This is a genomic window from Rhizobium sp. NPDC092011, assembly GCF_044756305.1.
Taxonomy (GTDB): domain Bacteria; phylum Pseudomonadota; class Alphaproteobacteria; order Rhizobiales; family Rhizobiaceae; genus Rhizobium.
In genome coordinates this window covers 767,472-786,584 of the sequence record NZ_JBIVSO010000001.1, presented here as the reverse complement: position 1 = coordinate 786,584, position 19,113 = coordinate 767,472, and the positions used below count along the sequence as shown (strand labels likewise).

General features: G+C 59.7%; 17 protein-coding genes. 4 read left to right on the top strand and 13 right to left on the bottom strand.

The features are described 5' to 3' along the window. Positions 1–17: 17 nt before the first annotated feature. The 13 genes from ACIQJ2_RS03790 to ACIQJ2_RS03730 all read right to left on the bottom strand — a co-directional run bounded on the left by ACIQJ2_RS03790 (position 18) and on the right by ACIQJ2_RS03730 (position 14,902). Complete coding sequence (locus tag ACIQJ2_RS03790; RefSeq protein ID WP_199086744.1) at positions 18–464, bottom strand: hypothetical protein; 447 nt, start codon at positions 462–464, stop codon at positions 18–20. Between the two features lie 45 nt (positions 465–509). Next, entirely contained in the window at positions 510–2,300 is a 1,791-nt protein-coding gene (locus tag ACIQJ2_RS03785) for an ABC transporter ATP-binding protein (RefSeq protein ID WP_400665594.1), read from the bottom strand. Then, positions 2,297–3,178, bottom strand: coding sequence for an ABC transporter permease (locus ACIQJ2_RS03780; RefSeq protein ID WP_400665596.1), 882 nt, complete (start codon positions 3,176–3,178; stop codon positions 2,297–2,299). The genes ACIQJ2_RS03785 and ACIQJ2_RS03780 overlap by 4 nt, the downstream gene beginning before the upstream one ends. After that, a complete protein-coding gene (locus tag ACIQJ2_RS03775) occupies positions 3,175–4,188 on the bottom strand; it encodes an ABC transporter permease (RefSeq protein ID WP_400665598.1) in 1,014 nt (337 codons plus the stop codon). The genes ACIQJ2_RS03780 and ACIQJ2_RS03775 overlap by 4 nt, the downstream gene beginning before the upstream one ends. A 132-nt stretch (positions 4,189–4,320) precedes the next feature. Next, the gene (locus ACIQJ2_RS03770) at positions 4,321–5,817 is read right to left on the bottom strand and encodes an ABC transporter substrate-binding protein (protein ID WP_400665600.1); all 1,497 of its coding nucleotides are present in this window, start codon (positions 5,815–5,817) and stop codon (positions 4,321–4,323) included. A 255-nt stretch (positions 5,818–6,072) separates the two neighbouring features. Next, a complete protein-coding gene (locus tag ACIQJ2_RS03765) occupies positions 6,073–7,038 on the bottom strand; it encodes a helix-turn-helix domain-containing protein (RefSeq protein ID WP_400666802.1) in 966 nt (321 codons plus the stop codon). 304 nt (positions 7,039–7,342) lie between these two features. Continuing rightward, the gene (locus ACIQJ2_RS03760; protein WP_400665602.1) at positions 7,343–7,945 is read right to left on the bottom strand and encodes an alkylhydroperoxidase domain protein; all 603 of its coding nucleotides are present in this window, start codon (positions 7,943–7,945) and stop codon (positions 7,343–7,345) included. A 19-nt stretch (positions 7,946–7,964) separates the two neighbouring features. Then, on the bottom strand, positions 7,965–8,588 hold the full coding sequence (locus ACIQJ2_RS03755; protein ID WP_400665604.1) for a CMD domain protein: 624 nt from the start codon (positions 8,586–8,588) through the stop codon (positions 7,965–7,967). 30 nt (positions 8,589–8,618) lie between these two features. Next, positions 8,619–9,668, bottom strand: a complete 1,050-nt coding sequence (locus ACIQJ2_RS03750; protein ID WP_199149354.1) for a putative FMN-dependent luciferase-like monooxygenase — start codon at positions 9,666–9,668, stop codon at positions 8,619–8,621. 4 nt (positions 9,669–9,672) lie between these two features. Next, positions 9,673–11,358, bottom strand: coding sequence for a dipeptide ABC transporter ATP-binding protein (locus ACIQJ2_RS03745; RefSeq protein ID WP_400665606.1), 1,686 nt, complete (start codon positions 11,356–11,358; stop codon positions 9,673–9,675). Further along, on the bottom strand, positions 11,355–12,266 hold the full coding sequence (locus ACIQJ2_RS03740) for an ABC transporter permease (protein ID WP_400665608.1): 912 nt from the start codon (positions 12,264–12,266) through the stop codon (positions 11,355–11,357). The genes ACIQJ2_RS03745 and ACIQJ2_RS03740 overlap by 4 nt, the downstream gene beginning before the upstream one ends. Then, on the bottom strand, positions 12,266–13,207 hold the full coding sequence (locus ACIQJ2_RS03735) for an ABC transporter permease (protein ID WP_400665610.1): 942 nt from the start codon (positions 13,205–13,207) through the stop codon (positions 12,266–12,268). Before ACIQJ2_RS03735 ends, ACIQJ2_RS03740 begins: the two co-directional genes overlap by 1 nt. Positions 13,208–13,267: 60 nt before the next feature. Further along, positions 13,268–14,902, bottom strand: coding sequence for a TIGR04028 family ABC transporter substrate-binding protein (locus ACIQJ2_RS03730; protein ID WP_400665612.1), 1,635 nt, complete (start codon positions 14,900–14,902; stop codon positions 13,268–13,270). 587 nt (positions 14,903–15,489) lie between these two features. Between ACIQJ2_RS03730 and ACIQJ2_RS03725 the strand changes: the two genes are divergently transcribed. From ACIQJ2_RS03725 to ACIQJ2_RS03710, 4 genes are read left to right on the top strand one after another with little or no spacing between them, the layout of a single operon-like run. Beyond that, positions 15,490–16,239, top strand: a complete 750-nt coding sequence (locus ACIQJ2_RS03725) for an MBL fold metallo-hydrolase (RefSeq protein ID WP_400665614.1) — start codon at positions 15,490–15,492, stop codon at positions 16,237–16,239. Further along, positions 16,233–17,087 (top strand): ABC transporter permease, encoded by an 855-nt coding sequence (locus ACIQJ2_RS03720; protein WP_400665616.1) that lies wholly within the window; start codon positions 16,233–16,235, stop codon positions 17,085–17,087. The genes ACIQJ2_RS03725 and ACIQJ2_RS03720 overlap by 7 nt, the downstream gene beginning before the upstream one ends. Further along, complete coding sequence (locus ACIQJ2_RS03715; RefSeq protein ID WP_400665618.1) at positions 17,084–17,932, top strand: ABC transporter permease; 849 nt, start codon at positions 17,084–17,086, stop codon at positions 17,930–17,932. Before ACIQJ2_RS03720 ends, ACIQJ2_RS03715 begins: the two co-directional genes overlap by 4 nt. Before the next feature lies 1 nt (position 17,933). Next, positions 17,934–18,983 carry an ABC transporter substrate-binding protein gene (locus tag ACIQJ2_RS03710; RefSeq protein ID WP_400665620.1) on the top strand — a complete coding sequence of 350 codons (1,050 nt, stop codon included), beginning with the start codon at positions 17,934–17,936 and terminating at the stop codon, positions 18,981–18,983. The last annotated feature ends 130 nt before the right edge of the window (positions 18,984–19,113 follow it).

Genomic DNA, 19,113 nt, shown 5'->3' with positions numbered 1-19,113 from the left:
CTCGTGACTAATGTCAGCTAGACTTTCGCCTTGTAGGTCGACGCCAGCGACAAGGCGTGGAAGGTGAAAGGCCGCCAGACACGGTTGATGCCAAGCGGGCAATGCTTGACGCCGGCCGGAATGAAGATCGAGCCGGAGGTGGTGATCGTGCGCCGCTCCCCCTCGATATCGATATAGATCTCGGCGCCCAGATCGCGTGGATTATTCGGGTCGCTGCCGGTCCAGATCAGGATCTCGTCATAGTCATGGATGTGCTCGGAAACCCAATGGATCGGCCGCTCGGTTTCCGTGATCCAGATATGGGTCATATGGATAGGAGACTTCGGCTGCACCAAGCTGCCGACGAGTTCGAAACCGCCCGTATTCGGCGGATCCTCCAGATCGGCCAGCGCTCCCTCGGCCGTGAAATCGACTTCCAGCAGCGGCATGGTATCGTTCAGTAGTCCGTCAAAGTGACTTGCCATCGTTTTCTCCTCTTTTGGATGGACAGTGTATGAACTGGTCGGGGCCTATCGCGCCGCAGCGGGCCTCACGCTCGGACAGGCCGTATCGGTCGGCAGTTGCAACGTGTTGGCAAGCAGCGACCGGGTGTAGGGATGTTGTGGCGATTTCAGCACTGCATTCGTCTCACCACGCTCGACCACACGGCCGCCAGCAAGAACGATGACCTCATCGGCGATATTGCGCACGACAGCCAGATCGTGCGTGACGAACAGCATTCCGAGACCATCGTCGAGCAGACTGCGCAGCAACTCGATCACGGATGCCTGTACCGATACGTCGAGCGAAGACGTCACCTCATCGCACAAAAGCAAGGCTGGTTTGGCGACGAGGGCACGGGCAATCGCAACGCGCTGTCGTTGGCCACCGGACAGTTCGGACGGAAAGCGCGACGCCAGATCGGCAGAGATGCCGACGCGATCGAGCGCCTCGGCAACGATGATCTTGGCCCTTCCGGCCCGTCGGTCGGCGTCATCGAAAATCGCCGCCTCCAGGCTCCCCCCGATGGTGCGGCGCGGATTAAGGGACGCATTGGGATTCTGAAAGATATACTGCAGCCGCCGACGGGCATTCTGGTCACGCTTGCTCACGGTTAGCGGCAAGGATGCGCCGTCGAGGCTCAGTTGCCCGGTTGCGTTGTCGTGCAGGCCGATCAGACAGCGCGACAGGGTCGATTTACCGCTTCCAGACTCACCGACTACGGCGAGACAGCGCCCCGGCTCCACGCGAAGATCGATATCATGCAACACCTGCCAACTGCCGTAGAAGGCATTGAGGCCTGCCGCCTCCAGCATGGGCTGTGTGTTGCCGGATGTCGCTCTCTCCGGGTGCTCAGGGCATCTCGAAAGCGCTGCGAAGCTCTGCGCCAGTTCAGGGCGCCAGCAGCGCACGATACTGCGACCCGCCGATCTCAACCCAGGCCGTACGCCGCATTCCTCGATAGCATGGTCGCATCGGTCTGAGAAAATGCAGCCGCTCGGCCCTTCGCCGACCGCTGGCACACGCCCACGGATCGGACGCAGGGTCTGCCGTGTCTGGACCGAGGGAACGGCATCAAGAAGCGCGCGCGTATAGGGATGGCGTGGCGTTGCCAGAACATCTTGCATGCGCCCCTGCTCGACGACCTGGCCGCCATACATGACCGTCACATGGTCGGCCACGTTGGCAATCACTGCAAGATCATGGCTGACATAGATCGCCGTCAGATTGTCGGAGACACAGAGCTGCTTGATCAGCTCCAGCACCTTGCCCCGGGTCAAGACATCAAGACCGGTGGTAGGCTCGTCCAAGATGATGAGCTTGGGTCTGGCAATGACCGCCATTGCGATGGCGATCCGTTGTTGCTGGCCGCCCGACAATTGCCGCGGCCGGCGCTGAAGGAACCTGTCATCGCTAGGCAAACCGACCTTGCGCAATATTTCTCGTGCCCGATCCTCCTTCTCCGCCTTGGTGCCGCTCAGTCCTTCCGCCAGCAGTGTGCCAAGCTGCAGCGTGGGATTGAGCGCCGCACCAGGATCCTGCGCGACATAGGCAACCAGCCCGCTGCGCGCCCGGCGCAAGCCGGCCTTGTCCAATTCGAGCATCTCGGTGCCGGCTATGCGCACCGTGCCGCCTGCAATACGGACGCCGTGGCGCGCGTGACCGAGAAGCGCCAGCGCCAAAGTCGACTTTCCAGAGCCGGACTCGCCAACCACACCCATGACCTCCCCGACATCAAGGGCAAGCGAAACATCTTCGATGATCGGCGCGCCGTCAGAGCGCTCGACAGTTAATCCAGAGACATTCAGTACCGGCATCATGCTTTGCCTTCAGTTCGGGCGACCACGCGCGCGGCGCCTTCGGCAACGAGAGCGCCGCCGATGGTGTAAAGAACGATCATCGCGATGGGAGCGAGGGCTGCGAAAGGTTGCGTGCCGAGGCCGCCGCCGTTTTCGTTGACCATCAGGCCCCAATCGGCAGCCGGTGGCTGGATGCCGTAGCCGATGAAGCTCATCGACGAGAGAATGCCGACCGACCAGCTGAGCCTCAGGCCAAGCTCGACCAGCAGAGGTGAGGAGACATTGGGCAGAAGTTCGCGCAGGATGATATTGTGTCCGGGTTTGCCGACGGCCTTCGCCCAGAGCACGTATTCTTGATTGAGAAGAGGCAGTGCGGCGCCGCGGATCACCCGCGCCACGCCTGGCATCAAGGTCAATGTCACCAGCCCGACTAGCAAAGCCGGTTCAGGCCCGAACACCGAGACGCAGAGAAGGGTCAGCAGAACGCCGGGGAAAGCAAGCAGGACATCCAGCGATCGCATCAGCAGAAGGTCCGTCCAACCGCCGTAATAGGCGGTGACGAGCGCGATGGCGGCACCGAGCGCAACACTCAGCAACGCCGAAATCGGTGCCATCCAGGCAAGATAGACACCGCCGGAAAGCACGCGGGAGAAAACGTCGCGCCCGAGGTTGTCGGTGCCCAGCAACGCCATCGCGGAAGGCATCGCATAGGGTTTGCCCACCGGTGCTGCCGGATCATAAGGCGCAAGGAATGGGCCAATCACGATCAAGGCCGTTATGACCACCAGCAGCGCGACACCCCAGCGCACCTGCGCTGACGTCCAGAGGCGGCGCCACCCGGTGGGACGCGGGCGAAACCGCCGGCGCGTTGCCGGCATTATGTCCACATCGATACTCATGCGGCGTGTCCTCCTTGCCGGTTTGACGCGCCATTTCTCCGCGCGAGCGCATCGGCGATAAGATTGAGGATGAAATAGGCGGAGGCGATCACGAGCACATTCGCCTGGATGACAGGCAGATCGCGGTTGGTGACGGCATCGACCAAAGCGCTGCCGACGCCTGGGTAGGCGAACAGGTATTCGACCACGACAATACCGCCGACGGTAAACGCCGCCACCATGCTTGCGGCCGGAATGACCGGAGCGACAGCATTCGGCAATGCATGACGAAAAAGGATTCGGCTCGGAGACAGTCCCTTCAGGATCGCCGTTTGAATGTACTCGGTTGCCATCACATCGATCACGGCGACGCGGACCAGCCTGGAGAGGTACATGACACCGGGGATGATGACGGTCGCGGCAGGCAGCACCAGCGCAACGGGATAGGAGAACGGCGAGCCTCCCGGCGGAATAAAGGAAACCGCAGGCAGAACGTGCAGCACAGTTGTTGCAAAGAGCGCAACCAGCACTGTCCCGGTGACGAAATCCGGAACGGCATTGGCAACCATCGACATGCCGAGAAAAAGCCTGTCGAGGAAACCGTCGCGAAACTGCGCGGCCGCGACGCCGAGAACCAGCGACAGCGGCAACATCACCGCAAGCGCGACACCGCTCAGAGCCGCGGAATTGCGTACCGCAAGAACGAGGATATCGGCGACCGGCTGCCCATTGGCAAGAGAGACGCCCCAGTCTCCACGCAGAATCCCCCCCAGCCACGACAGATATTGCCACCAAAGCGGCTGATCGAGACCGAGATCGGAGCGAAGTGAAAGGAGCTGTTCCGGCGTCGCGCTCTGACCGAGGATCATGTTGGCGACATCACCGGGCAAGGCTCTCGCGGCGAGAAAGATCAGGAGTGATACGGCAAGTAGGGTAAGGATGCCCTGCAACAGCATTGCGAACAAAGGCTGTAGCCTGGAAAGCCACCCCATCACCATAGGATCATTATGGTTCTGGCTATCGGCAGTCATGGAAATGCTTCTTCCTGCTATGCGGCCTGCTGGAGCGCCTCCGCTTTCCTCCGGATCGCGGAGGCCGCTCCATCTTCTGTTTCATTCCGCATTCCGGGCGGATAATCGCTCCGCGCGCTTCCCGGAATTCCTCTATTTCTTGACGGTGACACCGGCATATTGGATCGGCGTACGGCCATAGAAATCCGGCTTCAATCCACTGACGGTATCCCGATAGACGGTGATGTTTTCCGGATAGGCCGGCACGATATGGCCGCTGCGCTTGTACTCGACCGCCTGCATCTGGGTGATCAGCTTGCACTGTGCCGCAAGGTCGCTCGTGCTTTCGAGACGCTTGGCCAGATCGTTATACTCGGCATCGTCGAAATGGGTTGCGTTCTCGCCCTGATCCGGCAGCAGGGCTGCAAGAGTTCCCGTTTCATAAGGCCCGCTTGCCAGGCTGACGAGGAATGGCCATTCGCGCCAACGGTTGAGGAAAGTCGCCGGATCGAGGCGGCGCACCTTGATCGTGATACCCGCCTGTGCGGCCTGCTGGGCGAAGAGCTGCGCCATTTCCATCATGCCGGAATAGGCGCCATCGGTCACCACTTCGAGGCGAAGGTTGGTTTTCCCGGCCTCGGCCAGCAGTTGTTTCGCCTTGGCGATATCCTGCACGCGCTGCGCCACGGATGGAACCGGGCAGGCAGTATTGTTGCCGAGATAGTCGTTGGCGATCGTCGCATAACCGCTGAATGCGTTGTCGACGATCTGCTGACGATCGACAACCAGCTTCAATGCCTCAAGAACCCGCGGATCCTTGAAGGGCTCCGTATCCACCCTGACGGCCAGCATGGGATAGGTGGTCGTGCCGCTGATTACGGTTTTCAGCTTCGGATCCTTCGTCAACGACGGCACGTCGGTATAGGGCACCGAATAGGCAATATCGATCTGCCCGCCACGCAACGCGTTGGTGACCGCCTGCTGGTCACGGAAGCCGATGATCCGCAGCTTGTCGAAACCGGGCTTCTCGCCCCAATAGTCTTCGAACCGGGTCAACCGGGTTTCCTGACCGGGCGTGAAGGAATCGAGAGTAAATGGGCCTGTGCCGACCACGGAGCCGTCGGCAGCGATAGCGCGCATCCTGAAGTGGTCGTCGGCGAAGGCGTTGGCAAACAGGCCGAAGGGACGATTGAGGGTAAACTCCACGGTCAGATCGTCGACTTTGCGGATCTTGGCGGGATCGACGAAGTCGATCTGGCTGGAGACGACGAAATGATTGGCCTTGTCCAGCATGTAGCGGATGCTCGCGATCACGTCGTCTGCGGTGAACGGCTTTCCGTCGTGGCGCTTGACGTTGGGACGAAGCTTGACGGTCCAGACGTCCATGGCCGCATTCGGGGTCATGGATTCCGCAAGGCGCATGACGACGCCACCCTTGGAATCGTGGCTGGTGAGGCCGTCATACAGCTGATCGTACATGGAATCCGCAGATACCGAGTCCGTCGGAGAGTATGGCTGCACCATGTCCTTGCTGTTGCCGATGACGCCGAGGACAAGCTCCTGCGCCTTTGCAGCGGAAAAACCCGCCAGAGCCGTTGTCGCCGTTAACAGGCCGAGCGCAATGGCGCGCCTGAAATTCACTGAAATCATAGCTTTCGTTCCTCCTCCGAATACGTCGGCGCTTTCCGTCCTCGAGAAACCTCGGGCGGCTTTTCTTTTGCGACCGCGTCCGCACAAACGAACACGCGGCTGAAGGCCTGTCTTGGAGCGAAACGAATCTGGGATGAGGTCGCACCGATTCCGTTTGCTTGCCCGACCAATTGAATTGGGTCTGACGCCGCTCGGTGAGCGGCCGTCGTTCAACGGGCGTGGCAAACATATGTGAAGGTAAGCGCCGGGATTGCGCTAGTTTGCGAGGCTGCGATCTGTCGATCTCAGAAGATCGGTCGGCGTGCAGGCAAAAAGATCTTTAAAACAACGATTGAAATAGGACAGATCGTTGAAGCCGACCGAATAGGCGACATCCGCAATGGTCTGCGCATCGTGCTGAAACCGGAGCTGTTTGATCTTCTCACGCGCGAAGCGCAGGCGCTTGCCGCGAATGAGGGTCGTGCAGGTCATTCCCATGTCCTGGAAATGCAGCTGAAGCACCCGCATCGACACGCCGATGCGCTTGGCCAGCCATTTGGCGGAGAGATAGGATCGGGTCAGATGCTGATCGATCAGAACGTCGACCATGTGCAGCCGGCTGGATCCCAGATCATTCAGCGAGTCGAAGGACAGCAAGCTTTCGAGATCGGATACGAACGCCTGCCGTGTTGCATCGAGCATCGTCTGGCGAAGGTCCGGTGCCTGGGCGTCGCTTTCTGAGGTCGAAAGGATCTTGGCCACCAGTGCCCGCAAGGTAACCGCCATCGGATTGGCCGCGTCCAATGTGCGCGCGACGTTGAGCTTGTCACTGCCATGGAAATACATGAGCTGTCCCGGGACGTTGAGGGACAGATGGTTGCTGTATTTCCCATGGAAATGAAAGGTCGTGGGTTTGGTGGAGTCCACCAGTATGCAGTCGCCGACATTCAGCGCGCTTTGGCGGCCGGAATGCTCCACCCCGCAGGAGCCCTCCAGCTGGACGATCAGAAAGAGCTGCTCGACCGCGTCACGCCGCACATCATCCCAATCGCGGTGGATGCGATCGAGATCGTTCGAGATATGGGAAAATTCCATGCCGCACGCATGGATGCGCCGGGCCTCGCCATGAATGTCGAGGCTCGTATCCATGCTGCTTGGGCGGAAACTGCCGCAAATGTCATGAAGATCATCAACCCAGCGATTGAAGGGCGTCCGTATACGGTCCTTGTGGAGCAGATCCAGAGAGCTCAACAGTTCCAACGTTGCCTCACATCCATGCACGACACTTAGCTTGTTAAGTATCAAACTTTGGCTGCGGTAGCAAGCGCGGGCGCCTCGTTCGCAGGCGAGACCCGTGCCATTTCGGCAACGTTCCGGGCATGGTTCAAAGACCGTGTTTTCGGGCGGCTTTCATGGCCACGACGACAGAAGCGTTTTGGGAAACACCATGCGGGAATTTGTCCCGGCGCACCCCCATGCTTTGGAGTGCGCCGGACAAGATATGAAGGTCATCCGCACATCGACATCTAGGGCCGACGCAGCCAGATCACTGGGCCGGCAAAGGTTCGCCAAGCGACAGCATCAAGCGGTTTGCCCAATTAAAGAAAGCCGCACCATGGATGACATCGGCGATTTCAAGATCGCTCAAGCCTTCCTTGCGCAGCTCTGCGATTTCGCTGGCCCCAAATTCCGACGGCGTCGCTGTCAACGCGACCGAGGACGAGACGATCGCGTTCCAGCGGCTGCCAAGATCGGTGCCGGTGCCTTCATCGAGCAGGCGCTGGACGTCGTCGCCGCGCTTCGAATGATGCGACGCAAAGCGGGAGTGAACCGACGCGCAGAAGATGCAGCCGTTGGTGCGCGACGCAGCCGTTGCGGCAAGCTCGCGGTCAGCGCGCGGCAAGCCCGCCTCGACATTGTAGAAAATGTCCTTGTCGGTTTTCGTCCGCGCCTCGAGGATCTCCGGATCCCGGGCGAGAAGCATGAAATAGGGCGACTTAGCGCGCGACGCGTCGACAAGTCCTCGCCAATGGCGCTCAGTCAGCTCTTCCTCGGGAAGCGGGTGCAGCCAGGGCGTCCAGCCGATTTCCTTCTGTGTAAAGGCATTCGGCCGATCTTCGATCGTGGGATGGATAACGGTCTCGGTCATGGGAAACGTCCTTCTGCAATTACGCGGAGACGGTGTGCTCGGCGCTGGCGGCACTCAATGCGCTCAGCCCGGCAACCACCCGGATTTGGAACGAAAGAAATGCAACGATCTGGGATAGCGTCACCACGCCCGTCGTCGTCCAGCCGGCATTCAGGAGCCGCTGGAGCGCCTCGGCGCTTGCCTCACGCGGACGATAGACGAGAAGGTGGGCATGTTCCAATGCTGCCGAAAGTTTGCTGCCAAGAACCGGGCGTCCCGCTTCCGATACATGATAGACAAGCCCTTCGCGATCTTCGGTGGAAAGCGGTCCGGCGGGATAGTGCCCATAGGGGCCGACGGTACGGCCGCCATTGACCTCCGCCTTGACGGCATCGATCAGCACATGCTCGCGCTCCACCTTCTCCAGTGCAGCCAGATAAAACTGGCTGGCGCTATCGGCCGCATGCAAGCCCGCCACGAACGACGCCAGAGCAAAGCGTTCGCTACGGCTTACATCGCCCTCATGGGCAGGCTCGAACAGGGCTTCGTAGCTCTTCTGCGCGTTGTCGCGGGTCTGTGGCCTTGCCGCTCTCAAGGCATGCAGCGAGGATCCCTCGCGGATGCCTGCCAGCAGATCGATGACGTCAGTTGTCGACGAGGTCATGGATATACCTTCTCTTCTTCGGTTTTTGTTTTACGCTGAGGCCGCAAGCTGCGGACCTTTGTTGGCGAATATCTGCTTCGACCAGCCGAGGGCGGGCGCAACCTTCTGCGAAATCAGCTCAAGGGAACGAAGGATGTAATCGTGCGGCGGATCGATAGAATGCACCTGGAAGACCAGATCCGTGACGCGTTCAAGGGCAGTATCTGCACGCAAGGAGGCGATAACATCCTCAGGCGTGCCAACGTGCACATCGAATGCCTTGATGAGATCAGCCGTCGTTTCGCCGCGAACCTTGAAACCGCTGGCGGCAAAGCGCTCGGCACTTCGGCGCAGGCCGATATCGGCAAGGCGAAGCGCTTCCTTGCGATCATCGGCGACGAAAAGGCTGCGTGATCCCAGTATCCGCGGTGCTCGGCCCTTCGGCAGAGCCGCGAAATAGGCATCGATAATGGGGTTTTGCAGATCCCAAAGCTCGGCATCCGGCGCCTCGTCCGGGCGCGGCTGCGTGCGAGACAGCATCAGGCCGTCACCATCTTTGCCAGCCCGCTCGCCGCCGCCCACGGAAAAGGTTGCCTGCCAGACCCTGTCTATGAGATGCGGCGCAACCGGGTAGAGACGGTTGCCGCCGGCAAGCTCCTGTCCTGTCCACGCATCGCGAATGAGCGTCAAATACTTGCCGTAGATCGGACCGCGATCGGCGCTTTCTATGCCGAAGGGGAGAAAGGCCTGTGGTGTGCCGCCTGTGCCAAAGCCAACCTCCAGGCGCCCTTCCAATAGAAGATCGAGCACAGCGGTATCTTCGGCGACGCGCACCGGGTTTTCCATCGGCAGCGTGATGACGCCCGTTCCCAACCGGATGCGCGACGTGCGCGAGGCAAGACCGGCGAGGAAAACCAGCGGCGCCGGCAGACCGCCCTCATCGCCATTGAAATGATGTTGCGCCACCCAGGCACTGTCGAAACCCTGCGCTTCCGCGTGAATGATCTGCTCGCTCACGAGCCGGTAGCGCTCGGCAGCGCCTGCCTGATCGAGGACACGGCTGAAGAAGCCCAGTCGTTTGGGAGAAACTGGCGTGCTCATGGAATTATCCTGCATTGCTTTGGGGCTGATGAAGAGCGATCGAGTATTTCTTGCCGGGGATGGCGTCGATCAGCTCACGGGTATAATCGCTGCTGGGATTGCCGAAGACCTCTTCGACGAGACCGTTTTCGACCAGCTTACCGTTGTGAAGAACCGAGACCGCGTCGGCGATCTGACGGACCACGGCGAGATCATGGGAAACAAAGAGGTAGGTCAGACCAAGCTCGCGCTGGAGACTGTCGAGCAGCGAGAGGATCTGTGCCTGAACCGTCACGTCGAGCGCCGAGACGGCTTCATCCAGCACCAGGATCTGCGGATCGAGCACAAGCGCCCGGGCGATAGCGACACGCTGACGCTGACCGCCGGAAAGTGCATGCGGCCGCCGCTGCAGGACATCGGCCGGCAGACCGACTTTCTCGATGACAGCAGCGACTTTTTCCAATCGCCGCACCCTCGGTAGCTGATCGAAGTTCAGCAACGGCTCCTCGACGATGGCCGAAATCGTCTGGCGCGGATCGAGCGAGCCGAAAGGATTTTGATAGACAAGCTGGATCTTCTTGCGGAAGAGCCGCAGCGTTTCGCCACGCAACGACGCCAGATCAAGCCCGTCGATAATGACCCTTCCTGCCGTCGGGCGCTGGAACGCGGAGACAATGCGGATTGTCGTCGTCTTGCCGGAACCGGACTCTCCGACGATCGCATGGGTCGTGCCGCGCTTGACGCGAAACGATAAGTCATCGACCGCTTTCAGGCCGCCGTCCTTGCCGCCGATCCCGAACTCCTGCACCAACCCTTCGACCACGACAATATCATCGCCCGACTCAACCTTCGCATCGACGGAATGCGCGGGAGAGTGCGACTGAGCGACATTCAGCGACGGGGCGTCGGCCAACAGCCGGCGCGTATAAGCGCTTTGCGGGTTCCTCAAAAGCTCGGCGGTCCGCCCTTGCTCTTGAATGCGGCCATTCTGCAGGACAACCAGCCTGTCGGAGCGATCGGCAGCAACACCAAGATCATGTGTGACCAGCAGAACGGCTGCCCCATATTCCCGTCTGAGATCGTCGATAAGGTCGAGGATGTGCCTCTGCACAGTCACGTCAAGCGCACTGGTCGGCTCGTCTGCGATGATCAAGGAAGGCTTGAGCGCGATGGCGATGGCGATCAGCACGCGCTGCCGCATGCCACCCGAAAGTTCATGCGGATATTGGCGTGCCCGAAGCTCGGGTTGACTGAGGCCGACGCGGCCCAGCAGCTCGACGGCCTGCAGATAGGCCGCCGCACGCGGCGCCCTGCGATGAATGACCAGAACTTCGGCGACCTGCTCGCCGATCGTCCTGACAGGATTGAGGGAATTGCCGGGATCCTGCGGCACGAGGCTGATGATGGAACCGCGGATCGCGTCCAGCCGCTTCTGCGGCCAGCCGGCAATATCCTGGCCATTGAGCCTGATCCGGCCGCCTTCCAGATGGCCGTTTTGCGGCAGCAAGCCGATAATGGCCTGAGCCGTCGAGCTCTTGCCCGAGCCGGATTCACCAACGAGCGCGACGACCTCGCCTGCGTTGACGGTGAAGTCGATGCCATGAACCGCCGTGCGAGAACCGCTGCGATCGCGATAGGCGATCTTCAGGCCGGAAACATCCAGCACCGGCACAGCAAACTCATTTGTTTTGTCGGATATCGTATGGCTCATTTGCCAATCTCCGCGATCGAACGGCTGATGCGATTGATCGAGATCACCACGAGCACGACGACGAGGCCAGGCGCCGTCGTGAGCCACCAGGCGGTTGCGATGTAATTACGCCCTTCCGCGATCAAGAGCCCCCATTCCGGTGTCGGCGGCGGCGCCCCATAGCCAAGAAATCCGAGCGTCGACAGCTGGAGGATGGCCCAGCCGGATTGCAGTGCGGCGAAGGCGATCACTGACGTCAGCGAGTTCGGGAGAATATGGCGCCACAGCACGCGGACAAACGTGCCGCCGCTGCCGAATGCAGCCTCGACATAGTCGCTTCGCCGAACCGTGACGACTTCCGAGCGAACCAGGCGCGCAAACTTGGCAATCAACGTGCAGCCGACAGCGATCGCGGCATTGACGGTGCCGAAACCAAGGAGAACGATGATGCTCAGCGACAGCAACAGGTCGGGGATCGACAGCATCACATCGACGATTCGCATGATCACCGTTTCGATCCGGCCGCCGAGCGATCCCGCCAGCACGCCCAGAACCGTGCCGATGACCAGCGCGATGCCGACAGCGGCAAGCGCTCCCGACAGAGAGTGGATGGAGCCGTAGACGATGCGGGCAAAGAGATCGCGGCCGAGTGCGTCCGTGCCGAGAATATGAGCGGCGCTGGGCGCCTTCAGGTGCTGCCCCGGCAACCCTTCCACCGGATTGTAGCTCGTGAAGACACTGGGGAAAAGCGCCCACAGGACCGCCACGGTCAGTATGAATATGGCAAGAAGCAAGCTCGGCCGAAAAGGAAGCGAAAAGCGGTGCGCAAGCGGTCTGCCGTCTTCGCGGGCCGGCTGCGCCGACAGACTTTCCGGAGCATCGGCATGTTCGAGCGGGCGATGGAGATCCGCTGTGTAGAAATTCGTCATCAGTTGGCTCCAAGCCTTGCTTTCAGGCGCGGATCGAGGATCGGATAGAGCAGGTCGACGATCAGGTTGATCGTGACGAAAGCGGCGGCCGAAATCACCACGATCGCCTGCAGCACAGCGACGTCCTGTGCATCGACCGCATGTTTCGTCAGATTGCCGATGCCGTTCAGCCCGAAGACCGTTTCGGTCACGACCGCCCCGGCAATCAGTTCGCCGAACAGCAGGCCTGCAACCGTCAGCACCGGAAGCAGCGTATTCTTGGCGACATGGCGCCACAGAACCTGTCCATGCGATGCGCCCTTGGCGCGCGCCACCGAGATGAAAGGACGGGTCAAAACCTCATCGATGTTTCGCAAAATGATCTGCGCAAGCGGCGCGGAAATCGGTATGGCAACAGTCAGAATCGGCAGGATCAATCCCTGCCACGGACCGGGATCGATAACCGGCACCAGCCGCAGGCGAAACGAGAAGATCTGGATGAACATGATACCGAGCCAGAAGGTCGGCACGGATATGAACAGCGACGGCAGTGATTGCATGAAACCACGCAGCCAACCAAAGCCCGATAGATTGGCCAGGATGGCGATGACGACGGCAAGGATCGCAGCGAGCAGAAAGCTGAAGCCGGCGAGCAGCAAGGTGGACGGCAGGCTGACTGCAAGCTGCGAACTTACGGAAACACCCGCCTGCAACGAGTAACCGAAGTTTCCAGACAGGAAGCTCCACACCGTATGGATATATTGCTGCAGCATAGATCCATCGGCTCCATAGGCAGCCCTGATATCGGCAAGCTGCTCCGGGCTCAGCCCATAATCGGGGCTCTGGAACTTGATGAGGATCGCATCGCCCGGCATCGATTGCAGCAGCACGAACGAAACGGTGAAGGCGGCCCAGAGAACAAGCAGGGCCTGGCCGATCCTCGTCAGAATGTATTTCGTCATGGCATTAGCCTGTCGTTACGAAAATGCAGCCCGGCCCATTGAACGGGCTGCGGGAGATACTCAGTGTGCGGCAAGCCAGACATTGTAGAAGGAGGGCCGGCCAACAGCTTCGAAAGCCACACCCTTGACGTAGGGAGCACCGGCAAAAACCTGCGGCTCCTCGAAGAAGGGAATGACATAGGCGGCATCCAGCAGATACGCTTGGGCGGCTTTCGCCGCCGCCAGGCGCTTGTCGCTATCCGTTTCCGAGGCGATGGCCTCCAACAGGCCGTTCAGCTTGTCGTCCGAGAAGGTTGCCTTGGCGTTGAGACCGCCCTTCTGAAGAAGCGCATCGCGGTTCTTCGCGTAGAACTGGCTCTTGATGACGTCGGGGTCGGCGCGGCCCACCTCGGCGACGACCAGAGGCGTTTTTGCCGGATCGATATTGTCCGTGACCAGATTTCCCGAGGTTCCCGCAAGTACCTGAAGCTTAACGCCGACCTTGGCCCATTGCTGGGCGACCAGCTGCAACACGGCCTTGTTCTGCGGCTGCGGCAGGGATTCGTAAACGGCGAGCGAAAGCGTTTTGCCGTCCTTCTGGCGCAGGCCATCTGCGCCCTTCTTCCAGCCGGCCTCGTCAAGCAACTTTTCGGCAAGCGCCTGATCGTGGGTCAGCTTCGAAGAGAGGTCTTCATAGCCGGCCGCGACCGACGAGATAACAGACTTTGCCTGAGGATAGTTCGCCGAGAATAGTGTGTCGACGATCTCCTTGCTATCGGTGGCATGCAGCAGCGCCTGGCGCACCTTGAGGTCGGCAACAAGCGGATTGTCCGGCCGGAAGGCGACGCTGTCGTTCACCCCGCGCGTTGGCGCCGCATAGATCGCAAAGCTCTGATCGCTGACCTGCTTTTCGTCATAGGCCTGAAGCTGGCGGATGAAATCGGCCTGGCCGGAAAGCAGTGCACCGATACGCACACTGTCCTCGCCGGTGATGATGTATTTGATGCCGTCGAGATAGGCGCGGCCCTGATGCTCGAACTTGGCCGGACCCCAGTTGTAGTCGGGGCGTACCTTCAGCGACAGCTGCTTGCCGAGCGTCTCGTTCTCGACGACGAAAGGACCGGAGCCGATGATTTTCGTCGCATCGCCCAACTGATCAAAAGGCAACGCAAGCGTCTTCAGCGAGACGAGACCCGAACCGATGACCGAGGTTCCCTGAAGGAAGCCGGGCGACGGCTTCTTGAAGTAGAATTTGACGGTATAAGGATCGACAACTTCGCTGCGATCGTAATTGTTGAGTACCTCGGAAACCGGCAGTTTCAGGTCCTTGTTGCCGAGTCCAAACGTATCGTAGTTCTTGGCGACGGCATTGGCGTCGACGGGTGTTCCATCCGAGAAGGTCACACCCTTGCGGATCTTGAAGGTGTATTCCGTCCCCTTGTCGTTGACGGTCCAGGATTCGGCAATCCAGGGCTCGATCTGCAGCGTCTCCGGGTTCTGATAGGTCAGCTTGTCGGTGATCTGGTTGAGAATGCCGCCGTTCGGGTAAAAGCCGCCGGCCGGCGGATACAAATTGGTATGGGCCTGTTGCTCCAGGTAAATCAGTGTGCCGCCCTGTACCGGCTTGTTCTCATCAGCAGCAAATGCGACCGATGAGGCAAGCAAGGAAAGGCCGGCAGCCAGAGTAAACGCCTTGAAATTGGCTGCGATCGTCATTGAAATCCCTCGAAAACCGAATGCTGCTCAAGGGTATAGAAGCCATCTGACCAATCCAATATAGCCTATGGAATTAGTCTTCTATTTTTCGCAAGGCCGTTGAAATAACATCCGCAAACTTTCCCTTAGTCAGCAACTTACTGTCTGACCTGCCCGCCGGCGGATCCAATCATCTCACCGGCAGGAACAACGTATAAGAGGCCTCCTGCTCCACAAAAGCGTAGCAGCCGGGGCAACCGGACAGACAGACGTCAACGAGAAATGGCGCTGGACGACATAGCCGCATTTTCCATCGGCATCGGCAGGCAACTGGAGGCCGAAAGCACACCGCATGCGTTCCTCCTCCGACATCCCCAACGCATCTGGCCTGCTAGCGCACTGATTCCATGGGGGTTTCTAAGGTATCCGACGTTGGTAGCAGGAGGGTAAGCCTGTCGGCAAAAGCCGATCATCTAATTAGTATGAATAATAACATGATTGTCACCTGCCTGTCACTCTCGCGTGGTTAAACGCCCCTGTTTTCGAAATTGGGTTGAACAGGCATGACAGAGACAAGCCAGGCGAGCGTATCGCGCAACGATGACATAATGAAGCTTACCGTCGTTGGAGCAGGAACTATTCTGCCCGCGCGCGGGCTGAGCACATCGTGCCACGCGCTGGAGATCGCGGGCAGACCTGTGGTGTTCGATATGGGTCCCGGTGCACTGGCTCGTCTCGCGCTGGTCGGGCTGGATTATCGCGATATACAGACGATTTTCATTTCTCATCTGCATCCGGATCACACGCTCGATCTCGTGACGCTGCTGCAGGCGCTGGAGGCGACTCCGGGTTGGAGCCGGACAGAAACGCTGACCATCGTCGGCTGCCGCGGCCTGAAGACCTTCATCGCCGAATTGCTTGCGATCTTCAGAGACGCCCTGCCGCAATCCTACGCGCTCGAAGTCATAGAGCTTGAGGTTGGCCGGCACGAGATTGCCGGGCTGACGGTGGAAGCCTGCCTGACCGGACACACGACAAACAGCCTCGCCTTTCGCGTCGAAACGCAAGACCGGGTCTTCGTCTATTCCGGCGATGCCGCGGATATGGATGCGATGATCGACATCGCGCGTCGGGCGGACATCTTCCTTTGCGAATGCTCCTTTGAAAAGGGATATCCGACAACCGATCACTTCACCTCGGATGTGGTGGGACGCATTGCAGAGGCGGCAGGTGTCAGGCACCTCATCGTCACGCACACCTATCCCGCGACCGATCATGACAGGATCCGAGCTGATCTCGGCGCGCACTATGCCGGTCTGGTGACCATCGCCGTCGATGGCACGGTGGTAAAATGCTGAAATCTGCCGGCACCCGGCGCCTTTCCTGGGCATGGCTTGGACTGGCGCCCTTTCTTGCTTTCATACTCGCCTTCGAAATCGCCCCGCTGATGATGCTGGTGAAATCAGCGCTGACAACAAAGGACGCCATCTCGCTCGACAATTTCGCCAGGGCGTTGAACCCGGCCATTGTCGCCGCCTTCGTCAACAGCATCGGGCTGTCGCTCGCAACTGCGACTGCCGGAACAATCGCCGGCGCCACGGTCGCCCATGTCATTGTCAACAGCCGCAGTCCGCTGGTCAGGAACAGCTTGACCGCTCTTGCCGATGTAACCGCCAATTTCGGCGGGGCACCGCTTGCCTTCGCCTTCGTCATCACCCTCGGCTCGACCGGGATCGTGACGCTACTCCTGAAGCAGATCGGCATCGACCTTTATCCCGGCTTCCGCATCTATTCGCTGGGCGGCCTCGTGGTCTCTTACCTCTATTTTCAGATACCGCTGGCAATCCTTTTGTTGATCCCCTCCTTTCAGGGACTACGCCAGGAATGGGCAGAGGCTGCGGCCATTCTTGGTGCAAGGCCAATTCTTTACTGGCGCATGGTCGCGCTTCCAATCCTCTGGCCAAGTCTCGTCAGCAGCTTCTTTCTGCTCTTTGCCAATGCATTCGGTGCCTATGCGACGGCATGGACCCTGACCGGCTCCTCGATCAATCTCGTCACCATCCAGATCGCCGCACTTATCCGTGGCGAGGTTCAGCTGGAGCCGGCGCTGGCCGATGCCATTGCCGTTCTCTCTCTGCTGATCATGGCGCTTTGCGTCGCTGCCCACCAGTTCCTCGTGCGCAATGCGAGGAAGATCGCATCATGAACACACCAAGCCTATCCAAGAGGACCAGTGCGTCGTCATTGGCGCAGTTCACCATTATCACACTCTTCCTTGTGTTCATGATCGTGCCAATATTGGCGACCGCGTTGTTTTCGATCTCAGTGCGCTGGGACCGGTCGATCTGGCCGGAAGGCTTTACCTTGGATTGGTGGAGCAAGGTCACCGCGAAGTCCGCCTTCAAGACCTCGCTTGCCAATTCGGTCTATATCTCCGGTGCCAGCGTCCTGGTTTCCCTGGCCCTCGTGGTTCCCACCGCCTACTGGGTTCACGCGAAGCTGCCACGCGCCAAGCCGATGATGGAAATATTGACCATCATCCCGTTTGGTTTCCCCGCCGCAGTCCTGGCTTTGGGTTTGATCAGGCTCTATGGCGCAGCGCCCCTATCGCTTGCCAGTTCACCGGTTCTACTCGTGGCCGCCTATGTGGTGATCACACTGCCCTTCATGTACCGACCGGTCATGAACGCCCTTGAGGCGATTGATACCCACACGCTTTCGGAGGCGGCAAGCAGCCTCGGCGCCGGCCAAACCCGGACGTTTCTGGCTGTCATTCTGCCGAATATCCGCAGCGGCGTTATGAACGGGAGCCTGCTGGTCTTTTCCGCCGCCTTTGTCGAGTTCGCGCTTGCCAGTCTGCTCATCGGCACCCGGTTCAAGACATTCCCGATCTACCTCGTCGAATTCACCCGCTTCGACGCGCGCCAGGCGAGCGCGCTGGCTCTCATCAGTTTCGCATGTGCCTGGCTCATCTCGCTCGGCATTCTCACGACGTCCGCTCATCGCTCGGAACGTCCCCGTCTCACTACCTCCAAAGCAAAGGACCAATAGCGTGATTGCAAAAACCGTAAAATATACCCTCAGCCTCGCCCTGCTCTGCGCCAGCGCAAGCTTCGCGCTCGCCGAAAGCGCGCCAGCCGTCGTTGCCGGTGCCAAACAGGAAGGCAAGCTCGTCTCCTATGGAATGTCGGACGATTGGGTCAACCTTGGCACCATCTTCACGGAAATCGAAAAGAAGTATGGCGTCGAACATGTCGATACCGACATGACATCGGGCGAACAGATCACCCATCTGCTGGCTGAAAAGAGCGCTCCCGTCATGGATATCGCCGATATCGGCTATGATTTCGTCGGTCGACTGCTCGATGAGAAGCTGGCAGGCAGCTACAAGAACGCCAATTGGGATCGCATCAAGCCGCAGTTCAAGGATCCCGACGGTCATTGGGCCGCATCCTACTGGGGCGCGATCGCATTTCTCGTCAACACCGATCAGGTCAAGACGGCACCGGCATCGTGGAATGACCTGCTGAAGCCGGAATACAAGGACATGGTCTGCAGCCGCGATCCGCGCGTCTCCACCTATGCAACGGCCTCGGTTCTTGCCGCAGCACTCGCCAATGGCGGCAGCGAAGCGAATGTTCAGCACGGTCTCGACTGGTTCAAGCAACTGCGCGACAGCGGCAACCTGCGCAAGGGCGTTGTCCTCAACGTCGCATCGATCCAGAAGGGCGAATGCCCGATATCGCTGGTTTACGATTTCGACGGTCAGGCCAAGCGCGATGCAACCGGCCTGCCGCTGAAGGTCATCATCCCAACAGACGGAACGGTCGGCATGCTCTTCGCTCAATATGTGAGCGCCGTCGCCCCGCACCCGAACGCCGCCAAGGGCGCGCTCGACTTCCTGTTCTCCGATGAAGGTCAGATCCTGCTTGCCAAGGGCCATGCACATCCGACCCGCGATGTCGAACTACCAAAGGACGTCGCAGAAGCGATGCTGCCAAAGGAAAGCTACGCCAAGGTACATTTCCCGACCGACGTAAAGAGCTTCTCGACCGCCATCAAGGCCATCGTCGACGGCTGGAATGCGATCGAAACCAAGTAAACACTAACAAGGAAGCGAGGGGGCCTCCCTCCTCGCTTCCGATGTCACACACGGCGCGATAAGCGCCGGGAGCAGAATAAGCTTTCAGCCTGCCCGACAGGATGTACAGTCAAGCCAAGTTTCCGTTTGA